This window comes from Microbacterium sp. Y547 (assembly GCF_057669785.1).
The window spans coordinates 302203-326021 of sequence record NZ_JBYHFN010000002.1; the positions used below are offsets into that span (position 1 = coordinate 302203).

A 23819-nucleotide genomic window follows, 5' to 3' on the forward strand; every position below is an offset into this window, starting at 1 on the left:
GGTCAGGCGTACGCGCCGAGCTTGAGCAAGGGCACGATGCGCTCTTCATTGGTCAGCGAGCCGTGCTGGCCGACCATGTTCTGCGACGCCCTATCGTCCACACGATCGTCGTAGTACGCGATGCCCGATCGTGCAGCGACGAGGACATCGCCGATGCGCGCAGACACCGCGGGATCCACGTCGCCGAACAGTCCTGCCGCGGTCGCCTCGGCGCGCGAGAGCACCCACGATCGGCCACCCTCGGTCTGTCGCCACGTCTCGAGCACGTGATCGGCTTCGCCGTCCTCGGCGTAAAGGTGCAGCATCCGCGGTTCCCCTCCGATGAGCCGGACGCCCTCGACATGGGCGTCGCCGTCGCCCAACAGGATCTGGCGGTGCCGCGGCACGTCGACCATGCCGTGATCGGCCGTCACGACGATGCCCGTGCGCGGGTCTGCCGCGGCCGTGAGCGTGCGGGCAGCGGCATCGACGCGTTCCAGGGCGCTGACCCATTCGTCGGACTGCCAGCCGCGCCGGTGGCCGATGGCGTCGAGATCGTTCGCGTAGAGGTAGATGAATGAGCCGGGATGCCGCGCCGCGAGGTCGGCGGCCCGTTCGACGCGCGCCGTGAGATCGTTCTCGCCGACGAACTCCGCCTCGCCCATCGTGGCCTCGGTGAATCCCGTGCCGGCGTACTCGGTCTTGGACACGACGAACCGTGGCCGATCGGCGTGACGGGCGACGAGCCGCTCGGCGCGCTGCCAGCTCTGCGGAAGTCCGTCGGTGTCCCAGCCGCGCAGCTGGTTGACGACATCGTCCGTGCCCGGCACTCGCGCACGGTAGCCGACGATGCCGTGGGCGCCGACGGGTGCGCCCGTGAGGAGGCTCGTGAGCGCCGCAGCCGTCGTCGAGGGGAACACGGTGCGCACGACGTCCTTCTTCGTGCCGGCTTGAGCGAGGAAGCGCGCGTGACCGGCCCGTGCGGCCAGCGATGACGCGCCGAGACCGTCGATGACGAAGACGATCGCGCTCGTGGCCGCGGCGAACCATTCGGATCGGCCCTCGAGCGAGGCGAAAAGCTGTGGCGCGACACCGGTGAGGCTCCGGGCGCGCGGCGGGTCCGCAGGTAGGCTGAGTGACATCCGGGTCAGTCTCGCACACGCGCAGAAGGCCCTCTCCGGACCGCCGTAACCCGAGGTCGCACCCGCACCATGCCCGCATCCCGCCCCGCAGCCATTCCCGCCGATCACGGACGCATCGAAGACGTCGATGTCTCGGCAGAGATGCAGAACTCGTTCCTCGAGTACGCCTACTCGGTGATCTACTCGCGGGCTCTTCCCGACGCGCGCGACGGTCTGAAGCCGGTGCAGCGCCGCATCCTCTACCAGATGGCCGACATGGGCCTGCGCCCCGACCGCGGCCACGTCAAGAGTGCGCGGGTCGTCGGCGAGGTCATGGGAAAGCTGCACCCGCACGGTGACGCGCCCATCTACGACGCCCTCGTCCGCCTCGCCCAGTCGTTCTCGTTGCGCGTGCCGCTGGTCGACGGACACGGCAACTTCGGTTCGCTCGATGACGGCCCTGCAGCAGCCCGCTACACCGAAGCGCGCCTCGCCCCTGCGGCGCTGGCCCTCACCGAGAATCTCGACGAAGACGTCGTCGACTTCATCCCCAACTACGACGGCCAGTTCCAGCAGCCTGAAGTGCTGCCCGCCGCATTCCCGAACCTGCTCGTCAACGGCACGACAGGCATCGCCGTCGGCATGGCGACGAACATGGCCCCTCACAACCTCATCGAGGTCGTGAGCGCAGCGATCCACCTGCTCGATCACCCCGACGCGACGGTCGAAGAGCTCATGGAGTTCGTCCCGGGCCCCGATCTGCCCGGCGGCGGGATCATCGTCGGACTCGACGGCATCAAGGACGCCTACGCCAAGGGCCGTGGCAGCTTCCGCACGCGCGCCAAGGTCTCGGTCGAGTCGCTCGGTCCGCGTCGCACGGGTCTCATCGTGACCGAGCTGCCCTACCTCGTCGGGCCGGAGCGCGTGATCGAGAAGATCAAGGATGCCGTGCAGGCCAAGAAGCTGCAGGGCATCGCCGACGTCACCGACCTGACCGACCGGCACAACGGCCTGCGTCTGGTCATCAGTATCAAGACGGGCTTCGACCCTGACGCCGTGCTGCAGCACCTCTATCGGCTGACGCCGCTCGAGGACTCGTTCAGCATGAACAACGTCGCGCTCGTGAAGGGTCAGCCGCAGACGCTCGGGCTGAAGGAGATGCTGCGGGTCTATCTCGATCACCGCATCGAGGTCGTCACGCGGCGCAGCCGGTATCGTCTCGCCCGTCGCAACGAACGGCTCCACCTTGTCGAGGGGCTGCTCATCGCGATCCTCGACATCGACGAGGTCATCCAGGTCATCCGGGCCTCAGACGACAGCGAGCAGGCCCGCACGCGGCTGCAAGAGGTCTTCGACCTGTCGCAGCTGCAGGCCGAGTACATCCTCGAGCTGCGTCTGCGTCGCCTGACGAAGTTCTCGCGCGTCGAGCTCGAGAGCGAGCGCGACGCGCTCAAGACCGAGATCGCCGCGCTCGAAGAGCTCCTCGGCAGCGAGATGCTGCTGCGCGCTCAGGTGGCCCTTGAGCTCGACGCTGCGGCGGAGACCTTCGGGACTCCGCGCCGCACGCTGCTGCTCAACGGCGGACCCGTCGCACCCCGGTCGCGATCGGCCGCGGCCGCCGCCGATCTGCAGATCGCGGATGCACCGTGCCGTGTGTTCCTCTCGGCCACGGGCCGTATGGTGCGCGCCGAGCTGTCAGCCGATGCGTCCGCGGGCGGGATCGTGCCGCCGGGGCGCCGTTCGAAGCACGATGCCATCCGCTCGGCCGTCGACACGACGACCCGCGGCGACGTGGGGGCCGTCACGAGCACGGGACGCCTCGTGCGATTCTCGCCCGTCGACCTGCCCTCTGTACCGGGCAACTCGGTGCAGCTCGCCGCCGGCACGAAGGCCGACCAATACCTCGGACTTGCATCGGGCGAGCACGTCGTGGCGATCGTGCCGCTCGTGGACTCCCCCACCGTCGCGCTCGGCACCGCCCAGGGTGTCGTCAAGCGCGTCGCGGCGAGCGAGATCGCCAACAAGCCCGACATCGAGATCATCGCGCTCAAGCCCGGCGACCGCGTCGTCGGTGCAGCACCGGCGCCGGACGACGCCGAACTCGTCTTCGTCACGACGGACGCGCAGCTGCTGCGTTTCGACGCTTCGTCCGTGCGGCCACAGGGTCGCGGTGCCGGAGGCATGTCCGGCATCCGGGTCTCGTCCGGCGCGAGCGTGCTGTTCTTCGGCGTCGTCGAGCCGGGGGCATCCGATGTGTGTGTCGTGACGATCGCGGGCAGCAACGACGCCTTGTTCGGAGCCGAGTCGGGCACGGGAAAGGTCTCGTCGTTCGACGAGTACCCCGCGAAGGGCCGCGGCACCGGCGGTGTGCGTGCACAGCGATTCCTCAAGGGCGAAGATGCGCTCACCCTCGCGTGGGCAGGTCCCGAACCGCGCGCGGTCGGCCCGGACGGCGGCGTGCGTCCGCTGCCACCCACGGGTGCGAAGCGCGACGCCTCGGGCATCCCGCTGGACGGCGTCGTCGGCGCGGTCGGCTCCCCCCTCCGCTGACACCCGCCCTCGTCGCTGCGCGAAGCAGGCACGGAGCCGCGGGGCCCGCTCGCGAGGAGGGCCGTCAGGCGTCGATGCGCTCGCGGGCGAGGCTGTCGCTCGAGTCGATGATGAACTCCTTGCGCGGGGCGACGTCGTTGCCCATCAGCAGCTCGAACACCCGAGACGCGGCCTCGGCGTCTTGCATGCGCACGCGACGAAGCGTGCGACCTGCACGGTCCATCGTGGTCGTCGCAAGCTGGTCGGCATCCATCTCGCCGAGCCCCTTGTATCGCTGCACCGGCTCCTGCCAGCGTTTGCCCGACTTCGTCAGCTTCGTCAGGAGCGCATGCAGCTCTTGCTCGGAGTAGGTGTAGATCGTCTCGTTCGGCTTGGAGCCCGGATTGATGACGACGACGCGGTGCAGCGGCGGAACGGCGGCATAGACGCGGCCGTCGTCGATGAGCGGACGCATATAGCGGAAGAAGAGGGTGAGCAGCAGCGTGCGGATGTGCGCGCCGTCGACGTCGGCGTCGCTCATGAGGATCACCTTGCCGTACCGGGCCGCATCGATGTCGAACGAGCGGCCGGACCCGGCCCCGATCACCTGGATGATGGCGGCGCATTCGGCGTTGCCCAACATGTCCGAGACGGAGGCCTTCTGGACGTTGAGGATCTTGCCGCGAATCGGCAGCAGCGCCTGGTACTCGCTGTTTCGGGCGAGCTTGGCGGTGCCCAGCGCCGAGTCGCCCTCGACGATGAACAGCTCGGATGCCGTGACATCATTCGTGCGGCAATCGGCGAGCTTCACCGGAAGTGACGACGACTCCAGGGCGTTCTTGCGGCGCTGTGTCTCTTTGTGGGCGCGCGCTGAGAGGCGAGCCTTCATCTCGGAGACGACCTTCTCGAGCAGCTGGCCGCTCTGGGCCTTGTCGTCGCGCTTGGTCGAGGCGAAGATCGCGGAGAGCTGCTTGGTGACGACGTTCGCCACGATCTGCCGCACGGCTGGCGTGCCGAGGATCTCCTTCGTCTGCCCCTCGAACTGCGGCTCGGCCAGGCGGACCGTCAGAACGGCCGTGAGGCCGGCGAGGATGTCATCCTTCTCGATCTTGTCGTTGCCGACCTTGAGGCGCCGGGCGTTCTGCTCGATCTGGGATCGCAGCACCTTGACCAGGCCCGCTTCGAAGCCGGCCTGGTGCGTTCCGCCCTTGGGCGTCGCGATGATGTTGACGAACGAGCGCTGCAGCGTTTCGTAGCCTGTGCCCCACCGCAGCGCGATGTCGACGTGACACGTGCGCTGCACCTCGGTCGGCACCATCGCCCCGGTCTTCTGCAGCACCGGCACGGTCTCGGTGAACTCGCCGTCGCCGGTCAGCCGCCAGATGTCGGTGATGGGCGCGTCAGGCGCGAGGAACTCCGCGAACTCCGAGATGCCGCCGTCATAGCGGTACGACGTGACGACGGGTGCGCCGTCTGCGGATGCGGACACCGTCGACGCGCGCTCATCGCGGATGACGATCTCGAGCCCGGGCACGAGGAACGCGGTCTGTCGGGCGCGCTGCTCGAGCTCGACGAGGTTGAAGGCGGCATCCTTCGTGAAGATCTGGCCGTCCGCCCAGTAGCGGATGCGTGTGCCGGTCGTGCCCTTGGGCGCGCGGCCCACCATCCGCAGCTCGGAGCTCTTCTGGAAGGGCGTGAACACCGACGACGGCTCGGGGCCCGCGAAGATACCGGGCTCGCCGCGGTGGAACGACATGGCCCAGGTCTTGCCGCCACGGTCGACTTCGACGTCGAGCCGTTCGGACAGGGCGTTCACGACCGACGCGCCGACACCGTGCAGGCCACCCGAGGCGGCATACGAACCGCCGCCGAACTTTCCACCGGCGTGCAGCTTCGTGAAGACGACCTCGACACCCGAGAGGCCCGTGCGTGGTTCGATGTCGACCGGGATGCCGCGTGCGCGGTCGCGCACCTCGACGCTGCCGTCGCTGTGCAGCACGATCTCGATGAGCGAGCCGTGCCCGCCGAGCGCCTCGTCGACTGAGTTGTCGATGATCTCCCAAAGGCAGTGCATGAGCCCGCGGGAGTCGGTCGAGCCGATATACATGCCGGGGCGTTTGCGGACCGCTTCGAGGCCTTCGAGCACCTGGAGGTGGTGGGCGGAGTACTCTGCGGTCACATCCTCAAGGGTATCCGCGCCCCCTGACACCGCTGTCCGTGACACACGTCTGCCCGCTCCCCGTACGCGGACAGCGAACGGGGACCGGTTCCGGGCATGCTGACGGGCCGCGCATGGTTGTATTTCTGAGACCAGCTGGCCGTTCTGACCACCCGAGGAGGAACTGAGATGACCACGCTTACGACACCTACCGAGAACGCGGCCGTTCTCGAGCACCGCCTCACCGCGGCGGACCGTTGCGACTCCTGCGGTGCGCAGGCCTACATCGCAGCCGATGTGAACGGCACCGAGATGCTCTTCTGCGCGCACCACGGACGCAAGTACGAAGAGAAGCTGCGCGCCGTCGCGTCGTCCTGGCACGACGAGACCGCTCGTCTCGCCGAGGCCCGCTGAGGCGGCGTCAGGTCAGAGCTTGATCGCGGTGAAGTGCGCGTTGCGCGCGTGCCGTTCGATCTCAGCGCGGGCGAGCTCCGCGTGACGATCCACCGTCTGGTGTTCTTCGCGGACGACATACTCAGCGCCGGCGTGCGTCGCGCCGCGGCGTAGGAGCGCGTCAGCGAACTGCGGGTTCAGCGGCAGGACGGGGCCCTGCACGTTCGTCGCGTACAGCCCCTCGACACGAAGCGTCTCTCCGCCGTCGACCACGCTGCCGCGGCCGGAGACCACCGTGCCGTAGCGCACGTCAGCCGGTGCGGAGGAAAGCGGCGTCCACTCGGACGCGTGGTCTTCGAAGCCGACGAGCCGGCCGTCCGCGGTGTCGGCCACGATGTAGCCGACGCGACGCGTGCGCGTTCGGGCGACACGCGCAGGCACCAGGCCCAGGCCCTCGACGACGGATCCGTCGAGCATATCCACGCCCGCGCTCAGCAGTTCGGCGCCGCCGCCGACGGCGAGCAGCGCGGCACCATCGGAGTGCTGACGCGCGAGCCACTCGCGACGAGCCGTCAGGTCGGCGTGCACCGTCCGCATCGCGGAGAGCGGGCCGTTGCCGATCACGATGATGTCCGCGCGCTCGGGCTCGGGATCGCCGATTCCGAGCTGCGAGACGACGGGCGTGAGGCCGGCGAAACGCGCTCGTGCCGCGAGCACGTCGACGTTGCCGCGGTCTCCCGTCACTCCGAGCAGATCGGGATAGAGCTGCACAATGTGAAGCGTCGTCATCGGCGGGCCACCTCCTGGTCGCCGTAGCCGAGCACGCGGCGACCGCTCATCATCAGCTCGTAGTTGACGAACCACACCTGGCGGCGGGCTGCTGTCTCGGGGAACGCGCGCATGAGCTCGACGGCTTTCTCCATATCGGGCTCGACGACGCCGATCGGGATGCCGGCATAGGCCAGCCGCGTCGCGATCTGGTGCGCCTTCTCGCCCGTGACGACATCGACGTGGTCGAAGGCCGACAGGTCGACGTCGTACAGCCACGAGATGTCGGGCGTTCCCTCGTCGATGGCCATCAGGACGCGTTCGGGCGCGCCGTCGAGCGCATCGACGTTGAGCTGCAGACTGGGCCCGTTCTTGAACATGACGAACTCGACCTGCTCGCCGTTCGGGTCGCGCCGCAGCGGAACCAGTTCGCCTCGCCCGTACGCCGGTGCCATCCGGGCGAAGCCCGCTGACGCGGCATTCGGGGTGAAGCGGTCACCGAGCACGTGCACGGCGACGCTCAGGGCGGCGGCGGCGTCGACGGCGTAGTGCAGTCCGCGCGCCGGAAGGGTGATGCTCAGACGCGTGCCCGCCAGGTCGATCTCGACGTCGCGGCCCGAGATCGAGACGACCTCGGACTCGCTATCGCGCTTGTGGACGCCGGCGATGCCGCTGCGCGTGTCGACGGCGTTCGCCAGACCGTGGGCCGACGCTGCGACGATGTCGGCGGACGCCCCGAAGAACGATGCGGGTGCGCGCAGCGACGACTCATCGATCTTGCTCAGATACGGGTCGTCCCCGTTCACGACGACGCGCACGGATGCGCGCGTCGCGGCATCGAGCATCATGTCGGCGACCCGCTCCGTCTCGTAGAAGCGATACAGCTGATCGACCTGTACGTTCAGCGCCAGGATGACCCGGGGACCCAGGATGTCGGCCAGCTCGGACGCGAAGCCCTCGTCGACTTCGAGCACGGCGACGTCGGCGCGCACCTTGCCGGTGAGCGTCGCGTCGGCAAGCAGCGCACTCGTCACGCCCTGCGGCAGGTTCGCGCCCGTCGGGTTGGTGAAGACCGTCAGACCGTGCGCCCGCAGGATCTCGCTGATCATGTGGGTCGTGGTCGTCTTGCCATTCGATCCGAGCACGAACACCACGCCGTACGGGAACTGCCCGCCCAGCGTGTTCAGGAGTGTCGGCGCGAGCCGGTTCGCGATGTATCCGGGGAACGCCGAACCGCCGCCGCGCAAGCGCGTCGCGAACCGCGCGAGCTTGCCGGCGACGATCGCCGGAACGTACCGGAGGCCGCTGCCCTGGCGCGGGCTCACTCGAGATAGTCCCGCAGCGACTGCGAACGGCTCGGGTGACGCAGCTTCGCCATCGTCTTCGACTCGATCTGACGGATGCGCTCGCGCGTCACGCCGAACGTGTCACCGATCTGGTCGAGGGTCTTGGGCTGGCCGTCACCGAGTCCGAAGCGCATGCGGATGACGCCCGCTTCGCGCTCGGAGAGCGAGTCCAGGAGCGACTCGAGCTGACGCTGCAGCATCGTGAAGCCGACCGCGTCGGCCGGGACGACCGCCTCGGTGTCCTCGATCAGGTCGCCGAACTCGCTGTCGCCGTCTTCGCCGAGGGGGGTGTGCAGCGAGATCGGCTCGCGGCCGTACTTCTGCACCTCGACGACCTTCTCAGGCGTCATGTCGAGCTCACGGCTGAGCTCTTCGGGCGTGGGCTCTCGGCCCAGGTCCTGCAACATCTGCCTCTGCACACGGGCGAGCTTGTTGATGACCTCGACCATGTGCACGGGGATGCGGATGGTGCGAGCCTGGTCGGCCATCGCGCGGGTGATCGCCTGGCGGATCCACCACGTTGCGTAGGTCGAGAACTTGAAGCCCTTCGTGTAGTCGAACTTCTCGACGGCACGGATGAGGCCCAGGTTGCCCTCCTGGATCAGATCGAGGAACTGCATGCCCCGACCGGTGTAGCGCTTGGCGAGCGAGACGACGAGACGCAGGTTGGCGCCGAGCAGGTGGCTCTTGGCGCGCTGACCGTCGCGTGCGACCCACTGGAGGTCAAGGCCCAGCTGCGCCGACTTCTCAGCAGCCGACATGTGCGACAGCTTCTCTTCGGCAAACAGACCCGCCTCGATGCGCATCGCGAGCTCGACCTCTTCGGCCGCGTTCAGCAGCGGCACCTTGCCGATCTGCTTCAGGTAGTCCTTGACGGGGTCGGCGGTCGCGCCAGTGATCTGCGTCGAGTAGACCGGGACGTCCTCGTCGTCGGACGAGGAGATGACGATAGCTCCCGTGGGGAGGGGATCGGCGAAGGCCGGAGCCTTCGTCTCGTCTTCGTCGTCTTCGACGTCATCGCTCTCGTCGGACGCCTTGCCCTTGCCGGCGGCGAGCTTGGCGTCGGCCTCGACGTCGACCTCGGTCTCTTCGTCCATCTCGTCGTCGGCCTTGGTCGCCTTCTTCGGCGCGGCCTTCTTCGGTGCAGCCTTCCTCGGTGCAGCCTTCTTCGGCGCGGCCTTGGCGGCAGGTGTCGTCGCTGCCGGCTTCTTCGCCGCGGGGCGCTTGGCAGCAGCCTTCGGGGCGTCGGCCTCCTGCTCGGCAGCGCTTGTCTCAACCGGCTCGGCTGCCTTGGCGGCGGTCGAGCGGGCCTTCGTGTTCGTGCCTGGAGTCACGTTCTGCCTTTCACCGGTGAGACCCCGAGGGGGCCGGCGCCGGTAGATTTCGGACACTAGTAAGACCCTTGTCAAGTCCGCGAGCCGACAGGGTGCACCTGCGGAACGGTTGACAACGGGTCAATGCATCCAGTATCGCATACTCGCTCCACGACATTCGTCAGCCGTGGTAGGGGCGTGCGACACGGTGCTCTGGGGTCAACCTCGCAAGGCCCTGAAGCATTCCCGCGTCAGCCGCGTGTGTCGTCGTCGCTCGGTCTGTTCGCGAGGAATCGCTCCAGTTCGGCGGCGAGCTCGTCGGCGCTGGGCAGATCGCCCGTGTGCACCATGGGGGCGGCGAGCGTCGATCCGGCCATGTAGGAGTCATAGCGCTCCTCGAGCGCCTGGAGCATGCGGGACAGTTCGTCGCTCGCGGTCACCTGCTCCTGCACTCGGGCGAGGTAGTCGCGGTTCTCATCGCGCAGATCCTCGCCGGCGAAGACGAGCCCGGTCGCGACGGTCAGGCTGTCGAGGGCGGCCAAGGCCGCGGCGGGGTACTCGGTGTCCCCCAGGTAGTGCGGCACGAGCAGCACGAAGCCGGCAACCCGAGCGCCGGCCTCGGCGAAGCGGTACTCGAGAAGGTGTCCGGCCGTCGCAGGCACCTGCGTGTGCGGCTTCCACACCGAATGCGCCTCGGTGAGGTCCGTGCGGGTTCCGCTCACGGTCGTGCCGATCGGGCGTGTGTGGGGCACGGGCATGGGGATCGCGTGCACCCAGGTGACGGATGCCACGGAGTACTCGTGAGCGAGCGTGACGACGGCCGTCGCGAAGGCCTCCCACGAGAAGTCGGGCTCGTAGCCCGACAGCAGCAGGAAAGGCTGGCCCAGCGCATCGTGCGTGAGCGAGAGCTCGAGCCGAGCCGGCCGGTAGTCGGTGAGGTGGTCCTGATCGAACGAGATGATCGGGCGACGCGCGCGGTAATCGAGCAGCGCATCGTTGCGGAACACGACCAAGGGGATCGGCTGCAGCTCGGTGCGGAAATGCTCGACGAGTTGTCCGACGGCGCCTCCTGCGTCGGTGAAGCCGGTCAGCGCGATGACGAGCGGCAAGCTCGCCGGAACGGGCGGCGCCGATACCGAGCGCTCGAAGAGCTGACCGTGCAAAGGCATGGGTCCATGCTACGAGCCGTGTCGCGCGCGCGGGCCGCGTCGATCCCGCTCACAGCGAACGCCGCCTCCCTAGGATGGAGGACATGTCGTTTCCCGACCTCGAGTACCGCACCGATCCGATCCGAGAGGCCGACGCCGACGCTCTCCTCCTAGCGCTCCCGCCCGTCGAAGACGATGAGGTCCTCGCCGGCTGGCCGGGGCTGGCTCAGGCGCTGACGTCGATCGGCTTCACCGGCGCGCCCGGCTCGTATGCCCGGGTCTCCGCTCCCGAGAGCACGAGCCTGCCGCTGGCCGTCGTCGGCACCGGTGCTGATCCGGATGCCGCCGCGCTGCGTGACGCCGTGGGCACCGGCATCCGCACACTCGTCGGCTTCGAGACCGTCGCCGTCGGTGCGCCGCTGGCCGATGGGCAGCTGTGGACGGCGGTGGCAGAGGGAGCCGTGCTGGGCGGCTACCGCTTCGACTCATACAAGACCGAAGCTCCCAAGGCCCGCGCGGCGCGTGTCGTCGTGCACGGTGAGGTCGACGCCGAACCCGGCGCGATCGCCGACATCCTGGCCGTCGCCGACGCTGCGGCACTCGTGAAAGACCTCGTGTCGATCCCGGCTGAGTGGCTGGGCCCCGCCGACTTCGCCGATCGCGCGCTCGAGTCGGTCGAAGGTCTCGGCGTCTCGGTCGACGTCTTCGACGAGACCCGCCTGGCCGAGGGCGGCTACGGCGGCATCCTCGGTGTGGGCCAGGGATCTGACCGCCCGCCCCGCCTCGTGCGACTCGACTACGCGCCCGAAGGCGCTTCGCGTCACGTGGCGCTCGTGGGCAAGGGAATCACCTTCGACACCGGAGGGCTCTCGCTCAAGCCGGCGGCCTCGATGGTGGGGATGAAGTACGACATGTGCGGCGCCGCGACGGTGCTCGCCGTGCTGCGCGCCGTGGCGACGATGGGCCTTCCCGTGCGCGTCAGCGCCTGGCTGTGCGTCGCCGAGAACATGCCGTCGGGTCGCGCGACGCGCCCGGGCGACGTGCTGCGCATGCTCGACGGGACGACCGTCGAAGTCACCAACACCGACGCTGAGGGCCGCCTCGTGCTGGCCGACGGACTCGTCGCGGCGAGCCGCAGCAAGCCCGACGTCATCGTCGACGTCGCGACCCTGACCGGGGCGATCACGGTCGCGCTCGGCAACCGTCACACGGGAGTCATGGGCGAGGATGAAGCCGTCGCCGAGTATCTCGCGGCTGCCGATGCCGTGGGTGAGCTCGCGTGGCAGCTGCCTCTGCCGGTGCACATGACCGATGACCTCGACTCCCCCATCGCAGACGTGCAGAACGCCAAGATCGGAGACCCGGCAGGCGGGTCGATGTTCGCGGGGCTCTTCCTCCAGCGGTTCGTCGGACGCGTCAGCGATGACGCCGACGCGCCGCGCATCCCGTGGGTGCACTTGGACATCGCCGGTGTCGGCATGAACAAGGGCAGCGGCTACGGATTCACCGACAAAGGACCGACCGCCGCCACCGTGCGGTCGCTCATCCGCTTCATTGCGGGAGAGGAAACACAATGACAGATCACACCTTCGACCTCGTCGTCCTCGGCGGCGGCAGCGGCGGTTACGCCGCGGCCCTGCGGGCTGCCGAACTCGGCAAGACCGTCGCTCTGATCGAGAAGGACAAGGTCGGCGGTACGTGCCTGCACCGCGGCTGCATCCCGACCAAGGCGCTGCTGCATGCCGCCGAAGTCGCCGACACAGCGCGGGATGCCGCCAGCATGGGGGTGCGCGCGACGTTGGACGGCATCGACCCCGAGGGCGTGCGCGCCTACCGCGAGGGCATCGTCGCGAAGAAGTTCAAGGGACTCGAAGGTCTCATCAAGGCGCGCGGCATCACGGTGGTCCCCGGTGAGGGACGCCTCGAAACGGGCGCCGCCGTGCGCGTCGGTGACGACCTCTACCGCGGTACCGACGTCGTGCTGGCCACAGGGTCGTACAGCCGCACCCTTCCCGGCCTCGAGATCGGCGGACGCATCCTGACGAGCGAGCAGGCTCTCGCCCTCGATGTCATTCCGGACCGCGTCGTGATCCTCGGCGGCGGTGTTATCGGCGTCGAGTTCGCGAGCGTGTGGCGTTCGTTCGGTGCCGAGGTGACGATCGTCGAGGCGCTGGAGCACCTCGTGCCCAACGAGGACATCGCCCTCAGCAAGGGCCTCGAGCGTGCGTTCCGTCGCCGCGGCATCTCCTACTCGCTGGGCGTCCGGTTCCAGAAGGCGACGCAGACCGACGACGCCGTGACGGTGACGCTCGAGGATGGGAAGAGCATCGAGGCCGACTACCTCCTCGTCGCCGTCGGGCGCGGCCCCGCAACCGCCGGGCTCGGATTCGAAGAAGCCGGGCTCACGATCGACCGCGGGTTCGTCGTGACAGACGAGCGGCTGCGCACGGGTGTCGCGAACGTGTGGGCCGTCGGTGACATCGTTCCCGGCCTGCAGCTCGCGCACCGCGGATTCCAGCAGGGCATCTTCGTCGCCGAAGAGATCGCGGGGCTCAATCCCGAAGTGATCGCCGATGCGCTGATCCCCAAGGTGACCTACTCCCACCCCGAGGTTGCTTCGGTCGGCATGACCGAGGCGCAGGCCATCGAGGCGCACGGCGCAGACGGGGTCGTGTCGTACGACTACAACCTCGCCGGCAACGGCAAGAGCGAGATCATCGGCACGGGCGGGCTCGTCAAGGTCGTCCGCGAGAAGGACGGCCCCATCCTGGGCGTGCACCTGCTCGGCGACCGGGTCGGCGAGCTCATCACCGAGGGACAGCTCGCGGTGGGCTGGCAGGCACACCCCGAAGACATCACCCCGTTCCTCCACGCTCACCCGACGCAGAGCGAGGCGCTCGGCGAAGCGTTCCTCGCCCTCGCCGGCAAGCCGCTGCACGCGCTCTGACCTGCGTGCGCACCGGCATCACTAAGCTAGACACGACATTGGCAATCCTGAAGGAGACAAGCCCATGAGCACTTCCGTGGTCCTCCCCGCGCTCGGCGAGAGCGTTACCGAGGGAACGGTCACCCGCTGGCTCAAGAACGTCGGCGACACCGTAGAGGCGGACGAGGGATTGCTCGAGATCTCCACCGACAAGGTCGACACCGAGATTCCCTCCCCCATCAGCGGCGTGATCGAAGAGATCCTCGTCCAAGAAGACGAGACGGTCGAGGTGGGCGCTGTGCTCGCCAAGATCGGTGACGGCTCCGCAGCGGCATCGTCAGATGCCGCTCCCGAAGCGGCTGCGCCCGCTGAGGAGTCCGCACCCGAGCCGGCGGCACAAGAAGCGCCGGCCGAGGCTGCGCCCGCCGAAGCCCCGGCTGCCGAGGCGCCCGCGCAGTCGGATGCCCCCGCACCGGCGGCATCCGAAGGCAAGCAGGTCGTGCTGCCGGAACTCGGCGAGAGCGTCACCGAGGGAACCGTCACGCGCTGGCTCAAGCAGGTCGGCGACGATGTCGCCGTCGATGAGCCGCTGCTCGAGATCTCGACCGACAAGGTCGACACCGAGATCCCCTCGCCGTATGCCGGCGTGCTGCAGAAGGTGCTCGTCCAGGAAGACGAGACGGTCGAGGTGGGCGCTGTGCTCGCTGAGATCGGCGACGGCGCGAGCGTTGCCCCGGCGGCGCCGGCCCCGGCTACTGAACAGCAGGCGCAGCCTGCACCCCCAGCACCCGAGGCCAAGCCCGCGGCTGAGGCCAAGCCCGCGGCGCAGCCCGCGCCCGAGGCGGCACCGCAGGCGGCTGCTTCGGCTGCTTCGGCTGCTTCGGCTGCAGAGTCGTCCGATGCGACGTCGTACGTGACGCCGCTCGTGCGCCGCCTCGCGCAGCAGAAGGGCGTCGACCTGTCGACGGTCAGTGGCACGGGCGTTGGCGGGCGTATCCGCAAGGAAGACGTGATCAAGGCCGCCGAGGCCGCGTCGAAGCCTGCCGCCGGTGCTCCGGCAGCGGCACCCGCTGCTGCTCCGCTCGAGGTCTCGCCGCTGCGCGGCACGACGCAGCCGATGTCTCGTCTGCGCAAGGTGCTCGCGGAGCGTGCCGTCGCGTCGATGCAGCAGACGGCGCAGCTGACCACGGTCGTCGAGGTCGATGTCACGAAGCTCGCGGCATTCCGTGACCGCACCAAGGCTGACTTCCTCGCCAAGACGGGCGACAAGCTGTCGTTCCTGCCCTTCTTCGCCCTCGCGGCGGCTGAGGCGTTGCGGGCTTACCCCGTCGTCAACTCGACGGTCGACGGCACGAACATCGTGTACCCGGCGTCGGAGAACCTCTCGATCGCCGTCGACACCGAGCGCGGTCTGCTCACGCCCGTCGTGCGCGACGCCGCGAGCAAGAACATCGCGCAGATCGCCCGCGAGATCGCTGATCTCGCAGCGCGCACGCGCGAGAACAAGCTCAAGCCCGACGAGCTCGCCGGTGGAACGTTCACGCTGACGAACACGGGATCGCGCGGGGCGCTCTTCGACACGCCCGTCGTGTTCCTGCCGCAGTCGGCGATCCTCGGCACCGGCATCGTCGTCAAGCGGCCCGGCCTCGTGACGGTGGACGGCAAGGACGCGATCTCGATCCGTTCGTATGTCTACCTCGCGCTGTCGTACGACCACCGCATCATCGACGGAGCTGACGCCGCTCGCTTCCTCGGCGCGGTCAAGTCCCGCCTCGAAGCGGCGGACTTCGAGGGCCAGCTCGGCGCCTGATCTGACGCATCCTCATGGCTGTTGCGCGGCGTATACGTCGCGCAACAGCCATGAGTCGTCTGTGCGCTGTATGACGACGAGCTGAGATGCTGCGTCGGGCGCGTCGACCCTCAGCACCGCCACGCCGCCGAAGTCATCGAGCAGTGTGACGCTGCGGGTGTCTGCCGTTCGATCGATCGCCCCGGCGGGGAACGACACGTGGGGATCTGCCTGCACCTCAGTCAGGCATTCCGCGGATGCTCCGCAGGCGGCGCGCGCTGTCAGCAGGTCGGTCACGACCGCGGTGGGGTCGTCACGCAGCGCCGTCTCGGCCGGCGGGGGGCCGTCCAGCGGAGCGCTTGACGGGGATGGACTCCCGATCGATTCGCTCGTCTTGGCGATGGGCACCGGTGTGGCGGCCGCGAGGGGTTGTTCGTCGCCGGGCCAGAACGCGCCGAGAGCGACCACCAGACCCGCCGCCCCTGCCGCCACCGCCCACGGGGTGACGCGCGCCCGGCTGCCCCGTTCGCGCCACCGTCGCCAGACGCGCGTCGTCGTTTTCGACACGAGGTCGGCGACGTCGGCGTCGACGTGCCGGGCCAGGCTGTCGAACAGGCTGCCGCGCTCGTGCGCCGCCACCGGCGTCGGGACTGTGCCCTCGGCCGGTGCGGTCGCAGGCTCGGAACGCCACGATGCCCGCGCCTGAGCGAGAACCGCGTCGCCGAGTGGCTCCGGCCGGGCCAGCCTGAAGAGCTCGTCTTCGAGTCGAGCGATCGCCGCATCGGTGAGCGCGCGGGTCGCGATCGTTTCGATCAGGTCGTGCCACACCGCGAATCCGGGCTCGGCAACCTGCTCGAGCAGCTGGGTCGATGCCTCGAGTGCGTCATCGGACGAGACACCCGTCGCGAGCACCGGCCTGCCGGCGTCGGTCAGCCACCACTCCCCTGTCACCGTCGATCTGTCACCCGCGTGTGGGATCCGCGCGAGTTCGGCGACTCCGCGCAGCACGCTGACCGCGATCGTCACCCGCTCGCCCGACGTCAGCTCGACACGGGCTTCGCGCCGGCGGCGGACGGCGTCGGTCACGCGGCGCGGACACGGGGGCAAGACGACGTCGTGACCATCTTCGCGACGTACCACATCGAGGCACGCGAGAACGTGCCCTGTGTCCGACGCGTGCCATCCTGCCCACTCATCGTCGAACATCGCCGCGTCGACGAGCACCCGCGATTCTCCTGAGGCCAGTCGGACGAGGATGCCGGCCCAGGGGGTATCCGTACCCGAGCCCACGCGCCGCACGACGCGGTACGGGGCGAGAAGGCGCTCGTTCGCAGCGGTCGGCATGCGGGGAGTCTGCCCTTCCGGGCGGGGCAGCCGAACGAGGTGGAAGGAAGCGGCGGACGAAGTGCCGATGGATCGGTTTGGGGAGGAACGGTCGCAGGAGCAGAAAAGGTAGGCTGGGTGTCATGGCCCGCAGTACCGCTCCCGAGAAGCGCCCCGGCTTCTTTTCGCAGATCCGCACCCTTTACGTCTTCACGCAGAAGGCGTTCCGGTGGCTTCCGTTCCTCCTCATCGGCATTTTGCTGGTGGGAATCGGGCTCGGCGTCACCGTCGGACTTCTGATCCCCCCGGTGGCGATCTGGAGTGTCATCCTCTGGGGCGTCACGGGACTCATGTTCGGCATCCTGGGTTCGCTCATGGCGATGACCCGTCTGTCGACCCGCGCGATGTACACGCGACTCGACGGGATGCCGGGGGCCGCAGGCCACGTGCTCTCGACGTCGCTCGGGCGAAAGTGGCAGGGCAGCGAGATGCCTGTCGGTGTGAACCCGAAGACGCAGGAGGCGGTCTACCGCGCGATCGGCCGCGGTGGTGTCGTCATCGTCGGCGAAGGTGCGCGCGGCCGTCTCACCCGCCTCGTCAACGACGAGCGCATGAAGGTGCAGCGTGTGGCCTCGGGCGTGCCGATCACGGTTCTCTACGTCGGACACGGCGAGGACGAGATTCCGATCAGCAAGCTCGCGCCGACCATCAAGTCGCTTCCGAAGTCGATCGACCGGGCGACCATGGCCGCCGTCGTGAAGCGTGTCGACTCGGTGTCGCAGTCGCTCGCTTCGCTGCCGATCCCCAAGGGCATCGACCCCACGAAGGCCCGCGCACCGCGTCCTCGCTGACGGGTCAGGGTCAGGCGCGGACGAGCACCGTCCCGGCTGCCTTGTCGTGCAGACCACGGTTGTCGGCATCCCAGATCGCCGCCGGGATGACCAGCAGCAGAAGCAGCGTGCGCACGATGGGACGCCACAGTCCCGTCCAGCCGCCGGTGGCAAGTTGAAGACGCATGCCCATCAGGCGGTGCCCGGGGCTCCCGCCGATCGTCGGGATGAACAGCAGCTGCACCGCGGCGAACACGATCATGGGCGTGAACATCGTCAGTCCCGCCTCGGCGGGCAGTGCGAACTGGTCGTATCCGAAGAACGCAATCGCGATGACCGTCGCCGTGAGGTAGTCGATCAGAAGGGCGAGTGTGCGGCGCCCGAGTTTGGCGATGCTGCCCCGGCCGGATGCGGGAAGGCCGAGCCTTTCACCGGGGTACGAAGTGGCAGGAAGTGCGTCGGGCATTCCCCCAGCCTACCGAGCACCGCGTAACATGCCGGAAACAAAGGTGTCATGGCAGGGCAACCCCTGAGGGGTACCGTGCCAGACGTGCCCGGCCCGTTCGCGGCACGAGACGAAGCCCTAACTCTGGAGCATCAATGTTCAAAGAACCATCTGAGGTCCTGTCGTACATCAAGGATGAGGACATCAAGTTCCTCGACATCCGTTTCACGGATCTTCCGGGTGTTCAGCAGCACTTCAACATCCCTGCTTCGACGGTGGATGAGGAGTTCTTCACGGAGGGGCAGCTGTTCGACGGATCGTCGATCCGCGGCTTCGCCAACATCCACGAGTCGGACATGCAGCTCATCCCCGACGTTTCGACCGCCTACGTCGACCCCTTCCGTGAAGCGAAGACCCTGATCATGATCTTCGACATCTACAACCCGCGCACGGGAGAGGTGTACTCGAAGGACCCGCGTCAGGTCGCCAAGAAGGCCGAGAAGTACCTCGCATCGACCGGGATCGCGGACACGGCGTTCTTCGCGCCCGAGGCCGAGTTCTACATCTTCGACGACGTGCGCTACGACGTGACGCCGAACCAGAGCTTCTACTTCGTCGATTCCGAAGAAGGTGCGTGGAACACGGGCCGCGTCGAAGAGGGCGGCAACCTCGCCAACAAGACGACCTACAAGGGCGGCTACTTCCCCGTCTCCCCCGTCGACAAGCAGGCCGATCTGCGCGACGACATCAGCCTGCGCCTCATCGACGCGGGCCTGCACCTGGAGCGTTCGCACCACGAGGTCGGCACGGGCGGCCAGGCCGAGATCAACTACCGCTTCGACACGATGGTCCACGCGGCGGACGACATCCTGAAGTTCAAGTACATCGTCAAGAACACCGCGCTCGAGTGGGGTAAGGTCGCGACCTTCATGCCCAAGCCGCTGTTCGGTGACAACGGCTCGGGCATGCACACGCACCAGTCGCTGTGGCTCGAGGGCAAGCCCCTGTTCTACGACGAGAAGGGCTACGCAGGTCTCTCGGACGTCGCCCGCTGGTACATCGGCGGTCTGCTGGCCCACGCTCCGGCCGTCCTCGCCTTCACCAACCCGACGCTGAACTCCTACAAGCGTCTGGTCAAGGGCTACGAGGCCCCCGTGAACCTGGTCTACTCGGCCGGCAACCGCTCGGCTGCCGTCCGCATCCCGATCACGGGCAGCAACCCCAAGGCCAAGCGCATCGAGTTCCGCGCTCCCGACGCTTCGGGCAACCCGTACCTCGCCTTCGCAGCGCAGCTGATGGCCGGCCTGGACGGCATCCTGAACCGGATCGAGCCCCACGAGCCCGTCGATAAGGACCTGTACGAGCTGCCCCCCGAGGAGGCCGTCAACATCCCGCAGGTTCCGAACTCGCTGCTCGACTCGCTCGAGGCGCTGCGCGCCGACCACGAGTTCCTGCTGCGCGGCAACGTGTTCACGCCCGAACTGATCGAGACGTGGATCGAGTACAAGATCGAGAACGAGATCCGTCCGATCAACGCGCGACCGCACCCGTTCGAGTTCGAGCTGTACTTCGGCGTCTGATCGTCGCTAACGAACCCGCCTCCCCGCACGACACGGACGGGGAGGCGGGTTTCGTGCGTTCGGTTCTGCCAGACTTGCCAGAGCCGACTCCGGAGGAACGATGACAGATGGTGCCGCTGCCCCGAAGCATTCACGCCGGCGGGGCCGACGCATCGTGCTGGTGATCGTCTCCGTCATCGTCGGCATCGCCGTCGTCATCGGCATCGTCGGCGCGATCACGCCGTGGCCGTCGGCGATGCTGATCCGCGCGGTGTTCGAGCGCGGCGGCACGGCGGCGGCAGCCGAGATGGAACGTCACCAGCCCGCAGGGCCGGTGGATGAGACTCTCGACATCCCGTATGGCACGCCGGGCGATGAGACGACGACGCTCGACGTGTTCACCGTCGCAGAAGAGGGCGAGACGCTGCCGACGATCGTCTGGGTGCACGGCGGCGCGTGGATCTCGGGGTCATCGGCGAACGTCGATCCGTACCTGCGGATCCTTGCCGACGCGGGCTACACGGCCGTCGGCCTGAACTACGGGCTCGGTCCCGAGCAGACCTACCCCACGGCCGTGCGACAACTCAACGACGCGCTCGCCTACCTCGACGAGAATGCGGCCGAGCTGCGGATCGATCCCGACCGCATCATCTTGGCCGGCGACTCCGCCGGCGCCCAGCTCGCGAGCCAGCTCGCGACGCTCACGACGAACGAACGCTATGCCCACCTGCTGGGCATCGAGCCCTCGCTCGACGCGTCGCAGCTGATCGGGATCATCCTCAACTGCGGCGTGTACGACATGCCCGCCATGGCGGAACTCGAGGGCCTGATGGCGTGGGGCCTGCAGGTCTCGCTGTGGGCGTACACCGGCACGAAGGGCTGGTCGGCGACCTATGAGGGAGCCACGATGTCGACGATCGACTTCGTCACGGAAGGTTTTCCGCCGACGTACATCAGCGGAGGCAACGGAGACGGACTCACCTGGCTGCAGTCCATCCCCATGTCCACGGCGCTGCAGGATGCCGGCGTCGAGGTCACCGAGCTGTTCTGGCCGGCCGATCACACGCCCGCGCTCCCCCACGAGTACCAGTTCCATCTCGACAGGCCCGAGGCGCAGCAGGCTCTCGATGCGACGATCGCGTGGCTCGCTGAGCTCACGGCGTCGGATCAGCCGTAGAAGAGCTTCTCGAACACTCGGCGCGCCCGGCGCGTCACGCCGAGGTAGTCCTCTTCGACCTCGGTCGCCGCGCGCGGCGGGTAGCCGAGCAGACGACCGATCCCGTCGAGCTTCTTGCGGTCGGTCGGGAGCAAGTCGCTCGTGTGGCCTGACAGCAGGGTGTTCGCCGAGCGCAAGCGGCTCGCCAAGACCCATGCGGCCGTGAGCCGTTCTGCGGCGACCGTGCTCACCAAGCCGGCCTCTTGAGCCGCGGAGAGCGCCCCGAGCGTCGACGTCGTCCGCATGCCGGGGACGGCATGCGCGTGTTCGAGCTGCAGCAGCTGCACGAGCCACTCGACGTCGCTGAGCGAGCCGGGTCCGAGCTTGAGATGCCGCGCGGGGTCGGCACCCTGAGGCAGTCGTTCGCTTTCGACGCGGGCTTTGATCCGTTTGATCTCACGCAATCCCTGCGGGTCCACGGATGCCGGATACCGGATGTCGTCGGCCAATGCCATGAAGTCCGCCAGCAGGGCGGGGCTCCCTGCCACGCCGCGCGCCCGCAGGAGCGCCTGGGCCTCCCACGACAAGGACCAGCGCCGGTAGTACTCGGCGTACGAATCGAGCGAGCGCGCGACCGGGCCCTTGCGTCCCTCCGGGCGCAGGCCCGCGTCGAGGTCGAGCGGCATGCGGTGGTCCTCGGAGTGCTCACGCAGCGCATTGACGATCCGCACCGCCAGCGACTGAGCACGTTGCGGGTCGATGCCGTTGGGGCGGTACACGTACAGGATGTCGGCGTCCGAGCCGAAGCCGAGCTCGCCCCCGCCGAATCGTCCCATGCCGATGACGGCGAACTCGAACGCGTCGTCCTCTTCGGGGACGATCTCGCGGCGGACGGCGCGCAGTGTCGCCTGAATCGTCACGTCGGTGATGTTCGTGAGCGCCGCGGCGACATCGGCGACGTCGGACTCGGCGCGGAGGGCGCCCATTGCGATGCGAAGCAACTCGCGGCGGCGCAGCGCACGAACGGCGCGCATCGCAGCGGCGATCGTGCCGTGTCGCGTCTGGATTGCCCGCGCCTCTTCGAAGAGCACCTCTGCCGAGCGCGGCCGCAGCAGGGCGGCGTCGTCCAGCCACGCGGCGGACTCCGGTATCCACTCCATGAGGTCGGCCACGTAGCGCGAGCCCGAGAGCACGTGCGTGAGGTGCTCAGCCGCGCCCGAGGAGTCGCGCAGCATCCGCAGGAACCAGTGCGTCGACCCGAGCCGCTCGCTCAGACGTCGGAACGCGAGCAGGCCGTAGTCGGGATCGACACCATCGGCGAACCAGCGGATCATGACGGGCATGAGGTGGCGCTGGATCGTCGCCTTGCGGCTGAGCCCGCTCGTGAGCGCCGTGATGTGGCGCAGGGCACTCGCGGGGTCGGCGAAGCCGATCGCCGCGAGACGGTCGTGCGCCTGCGAGATCGAGAGTGCTCGCCCTTCGTCGGGCAGCATCCGCTCGTCTGCCGGCAGCGCGGCAACCGCTGAAAGCAGAGGTCGGTAGAACAGCCGCACGTGGATGTCGCGCACTTCGCGCTTGATGGCCTCCCACCGCTTCCACAATGCTTGACCGCTCGTGGCCAGACCCGACGATCGAGCCAGGACGCGCAGGTCATCGGGGTCGGCGGGCATGAGGTGCGTGCGACTCAGCTGGCGCAGCTGCACACGGTGCTCGAGCAGGCGCAGCTCGCGGTAGTCGCGAGAGAACGCGCCGGCCTCGGCCCGGCCGATGTACCCCTCAGCGACGAGCGCATCCAGTGCCGCCAGCGTGCCGCGCTGACGGATGCGGTCGTCGGCGAGCCCGTGCACGAGCTGCAGCAGCTGCACCGTGAACTCGATATCGCGGATGCCACCGGGCCCGAGCTTGAGCTGGTACGGAACCTCGGCGGGCGGGATGTGTTCGGTCACCCGCTCGCGCATGCGCTGCACGCTGTCGACGAAGTTCTCGCGCGCCGCGCTCGTCCACACTTTCGGCAGCACTGCGTCGACGTATGCCTGACCGAGCGCCGCGTCGCCCGCAAGCGGGCGTGCCTTCAGGAGCGCCTGGAACTCCCAGCTCTTCGCCCAGCGGTCGTAGTACGACAGGTGCGAGTCGAGCGTGCGCACGAGCGCTCCCTGCTTGCCCTCGGGGCGCAGATTGGCATCGACATCCCACAGGGGCGGCTCCATCTCGGAGCCCGAGACGCCGCGCATCGTCTGCAGGGCCAGCCGCGTCGCGATGTCGACGACCCGGCTCTCCCCCGCCTCGGCGAGCGTCTTGTCGTCGGCACCGCCGACGAAGATGACGTCGACATCGCTCACGTAGTTCAGTTCGCGCGCCCCGGCCTTGCCCATGCCGATGATCGCGAGCGCCGTCCCGGCGACCTGCTCGCGCGGAAACAGCCCGGCGCCGGCGACGCCCGTCGAGATCCGCGTGCGGGCGACCGAGAGCGACGCTTCGAGCGCTGCCCCCGCGGCATCCGCCAGCGTCGCCGCAACCGCAGGGAGTGCATCGACGGGGCTGTCGTTGAGTAGATCGAACGCGGCGATCCGGGCGAGCTGGCGGCGATAGCGCACGCGCAGCGCGACCCAGGATGCCTCGTCTCCGTCGGACGCGAAGCCGTCGACGTCGCCCACGGAATCGAGCAGGTCGGCGCGCAGCTCTTCTGCCGTCGGCAGCGTGGACGCCCCTCCGGCGAGGTGGAGGATCTCTTCGGGATGCCGGAAGAAGAAGTCCCCGAAACCCGTGGAAGCCCCCACCACGGCCCAGAGGGCACGCCAGCCGGGCTCATCGACGATGAGCGCGCGCACCGAATCGGGGTCACGGCGCCCGATGCGCGCGATCGCCGCCAGCGCGGCATCCGGATCGGCGGCGACGGACGCCGCCGAGGTGAGGTCATCGCGCGTGAGGCCCGTCTCCTCCTGCAGCTCACGCAGCAGCGCATCCGTCTCGGCGAGCCGAGAGAAGCCCTGCCGGGCGAGAGCGGTCAGTGACGATGTGCGTGGGCTCGCGGACATG

General features: G+C 68.5%; 17 protein-coding genes. 8 read left to right on the plus strand and 9 right to left on the minus strand.

The features are described from left to right. Positions 1 to 2: 2 nt before the first annotated feature. Positions 3 to 1121, minus strand: a complete 1119-nt coding sequence (locus AC25Y0_RS04405; RefSeq protein WP_488134245.1) for an alkaline phosphatase family protein — start codon at positions 1119 to 1121, stop codon at positions 3 to 5. Between the two features lie 69 nt (positions 1122 to 1190). On the opposite strand from AC25Y0_RS04405, the gene AC25Y0_RS04410 reads away from it, so the two are divergent. Continuing rightward, positions 1191 to 3650: a DNA gyrase/topoisomerase IV subunit A gene (locus AC25Y0_RS04410; protein ID WP_488123168.1), complete on the plus strand. Its 2460-nt coding sequence runs from the start codon at positions 1191 to 1193 to the stop codon at positions 3648 to 3650. A 64-nt stretch (positions 3651 to 3714) separates the two neighbouring features. On the opposite strand, the gene AC25Y0_RS04415 is transcribed toward AC25Y0_RS04410, so the two are convergent. After that, positions 3715 to 5808, minus strand: a complete 2094-nt coding sequence (locus tag AC25Y0_RS04415) for a DNA gyrase/topoisomerase IV subunit B (RefSeq protein ID WP_488123169.1) — start codon at positions 5806 to 5808, stop codon at positions 3715 to 3717. Positions 5809 to 5976: 168 nt separating this feature from the next. Here AC25Y0_RS04415 and AC25Y0_RS04420 point away from each other — a divergent pair, with 168 nt between their 5' ends. Further along, entirely contained in the window at positions 5977 to 6201 is a 225-nt protein-coding gene (locus AC25Y0_RS04420; RefSeq protein ID WP_488123170.1) for a DUF7455 domain-containing protein, read from the plus strand. 12 nt (positions 6202 to 6213) lie between these two features. On the opposite strand, the gene AC25Y0_RS04425 is transcribed toward AC25Y0_RS04420, so the two are convergent. The 4 genes from AC25Y0_RS04425 to AC25Y0_RS04440 all read right to left on the minus strand — a co-directional run bounded on the left by AC25Y0_RS04425 (position 6214) and on the right by AC25Y0_RS04440 (position 10776). After that, on the minus strand, positions 6214 to 6969 hold the full coding sequence (locus AC25Y0_RS04425) for a type 1 glutamine amidotransferase (protein ID WP_488123171.1): 756 nt from the start codon (positions 6967 to 6969) through the stop codon (positions 6214 to 6216). Next, entirely contained in the window at positions 6966 to 8273 is a 1308-nt protein-coding gene (locus AC25Y0_RS04430; protein WP_488123172.1) for a MurT ligase domain-containing protein, read from the minus strand. The genes AC25Y0_RS04425 and AC25Y0_RS04430 overlap by 4 nt, the downstream gene beginning before the upstream one ends. Further along, positions 8270 to 9628 (minus strand): RNA polymerase sigma factor, encoded by a 1359-nt coding sequence (locus tag AC25Y0_RS04435; RefSeq protein WP_488123173.1) that lies wholly within the window; start codon positions 9626 to 9628, stop codon positions 8270 to 8272. The genes AC25Y0_RS04430 and AC25Y0_RS04435 overlap by 4 nt, the downstream gene beginning before the upstream one ends. 230 nt (positions 9629 to 9858) lie before the next feature. Continuing rightward, positions 9859 to 10776: a PAC2 family protein gene (locus AC25Y0_RS04440; RefSeq protein ID WP_488134246.1), complete on the minus strand. Its 918-nt coding sequence runs from the start codon at positions 10774 to 10776 to the stop codon at positions 9859 to 9861. 83 nt (positions 10777 to 10859) lie between these two features. On the opposite strand from AC25Y0_RS04440, the gene AC25Y0_RS04445 reads away from it, so the two are divergent. The 3 genes from AC25Y0_RS04445 (at position 10860) to sucB (ending at position 15491) form a co-directional block, all read left to right on the plus strand. Next, positions 10860 to 12332 carry a leucyl aminopeptidase gene (locus AC25Y0_RS04445; RefSeq protein WP_488134247.1) on the plus strand — a complete coding sequence of 491 codons (1473 nt, stop codon included), beginning with the start codon at positions 10860 to 10862 and terminating at the stop codon, positions 12330 to 12332. Next, on the plus strand, positions 12329 to 13702 hold the full coding sequence (gene lpdA, locus AC25Y0_RS04450) for a dihydrolipoyl dehydrogenase (RefSeq protein ID WP_488134248.1): 1374 nt from the start codon (positions 12329 to 12331) through the stop codon (positions 13700 to 13702). Before AC25Y0_RS04445 ends, lpdA begins: the two co-directional genes overlap by 4 nt. 64 nt (positions 13703 to 13766) lie before the next feature. Then, positions 13767 to 15491, plus strand: coding sequence for a 2-oxoglutarate dehydrogenase, E2 component, dihydrolipoamide succinyltransferase (sucB, locus tag AC25Y0_RS04455; RefSeq protein WP_488123177.1), 1725 nt, complete (start codon positions 13767 to 13769; stop codon positions 15489 to 15491). Positions 15492 to 15503: 12 nt separating this feature from the next. On the opposite strand, the gene AC25Y0_RS04460 is transcribed toward sucB, so the two are convergent. After that, complete coding sequence (locus tag AC25Y0_RS04460) at positions 15504 to 16814, minus strand: hypothetical protein (RefSeq protein ID WP_488134249.1); 1311 nt, start codon at positions 16812 to 16814, stop codon at positions 15504 to 15506. A 122-nt stretch (positions 16815 to 16936) separates the two neighbouring features. On the opposite strand from AC25Y0_RS04460, the gene AC25Y0_RS04465 reads away from it, so the two are divergent. Further along, positions 16937 to 17644: a DUF4191 domain-containing protein gene (locus tag AC25Y0_RS04465; RefSeq protein ID WP_488123179.1), complete on the plus strand. Its 708-nt coding sequence runs from the start codon at positions 16937 to 16939 to the stop codon at positions 17642 to 17644. Positions 17645 to 17654: 10 nt separating this feature from the next. On the opposite strand, the gene AC25Y0_RS04470 is transcribed toward AC25Y0_RS04465, so the two are convergent. Then, entirely contained in the window at positions 17655 to 18089 is a 435-nt protein-coding gene (locus AC25Y0_RS04470; protein ID WP_488123180.1) for an RDD family protein, read from the minus strand. A gap of 134 nt (positions 18090 to 18223) precedes the next feature. On the opposite strand from AC25Y0_RS04470, the gene glnA reads away from it, so the two are divergent. Both glnA and AC25Y0_RS04480 read left to right on the plus strand, forming a co-directional pair. Then, the gene (gene glnA / locus AC25Y0_RS04475) at positions 18224 to 19648 is read left to right on the plus strand and encodes a type I glutamate--ammonia ligase (RefSeq protein WP_488123181.1); all 1425 of its coding nucleotides are present in this window, start codon (positions 18224 to 18226) and stop codon (positions 19646 to 19648) included. Positions 19649 to 19808: 160 nt separating this feature from the next. After that, positions 19809 to 20804 (plus strand): alpha/beta hydrolase, encoded by a 996-nt coding sequence (locus AC25Y0_RS04480; protein WP_488123182.1) that lies wholly within the window; start codon positions 19809 to 19811, stop codon positions 20802 to 20804. On the opposite strand, the gene AC25Y0_RS04485 is transcribed toward AC25Y0_RS04480, so the two are convergent. Then, entirely contained in the window at positions 20795 to 23818 is a 3024-nt protein-coding gene (locus tag AC25Y0_RS04485) for a bifunctional [glutamine synthetase] adenylyltransferase/[glutamine synthetase]-adenylyl-L-tyrosine phosphorylase (RefSeq protein ID WP_488123183.1), read from the minus strand. The genes AC25Y0_RS04480 and AC25Y0_RS04485 overlap by 10 nt on opposite strands. Between the last annotated feature and the right edge of the window lies 1 nt (position 23819).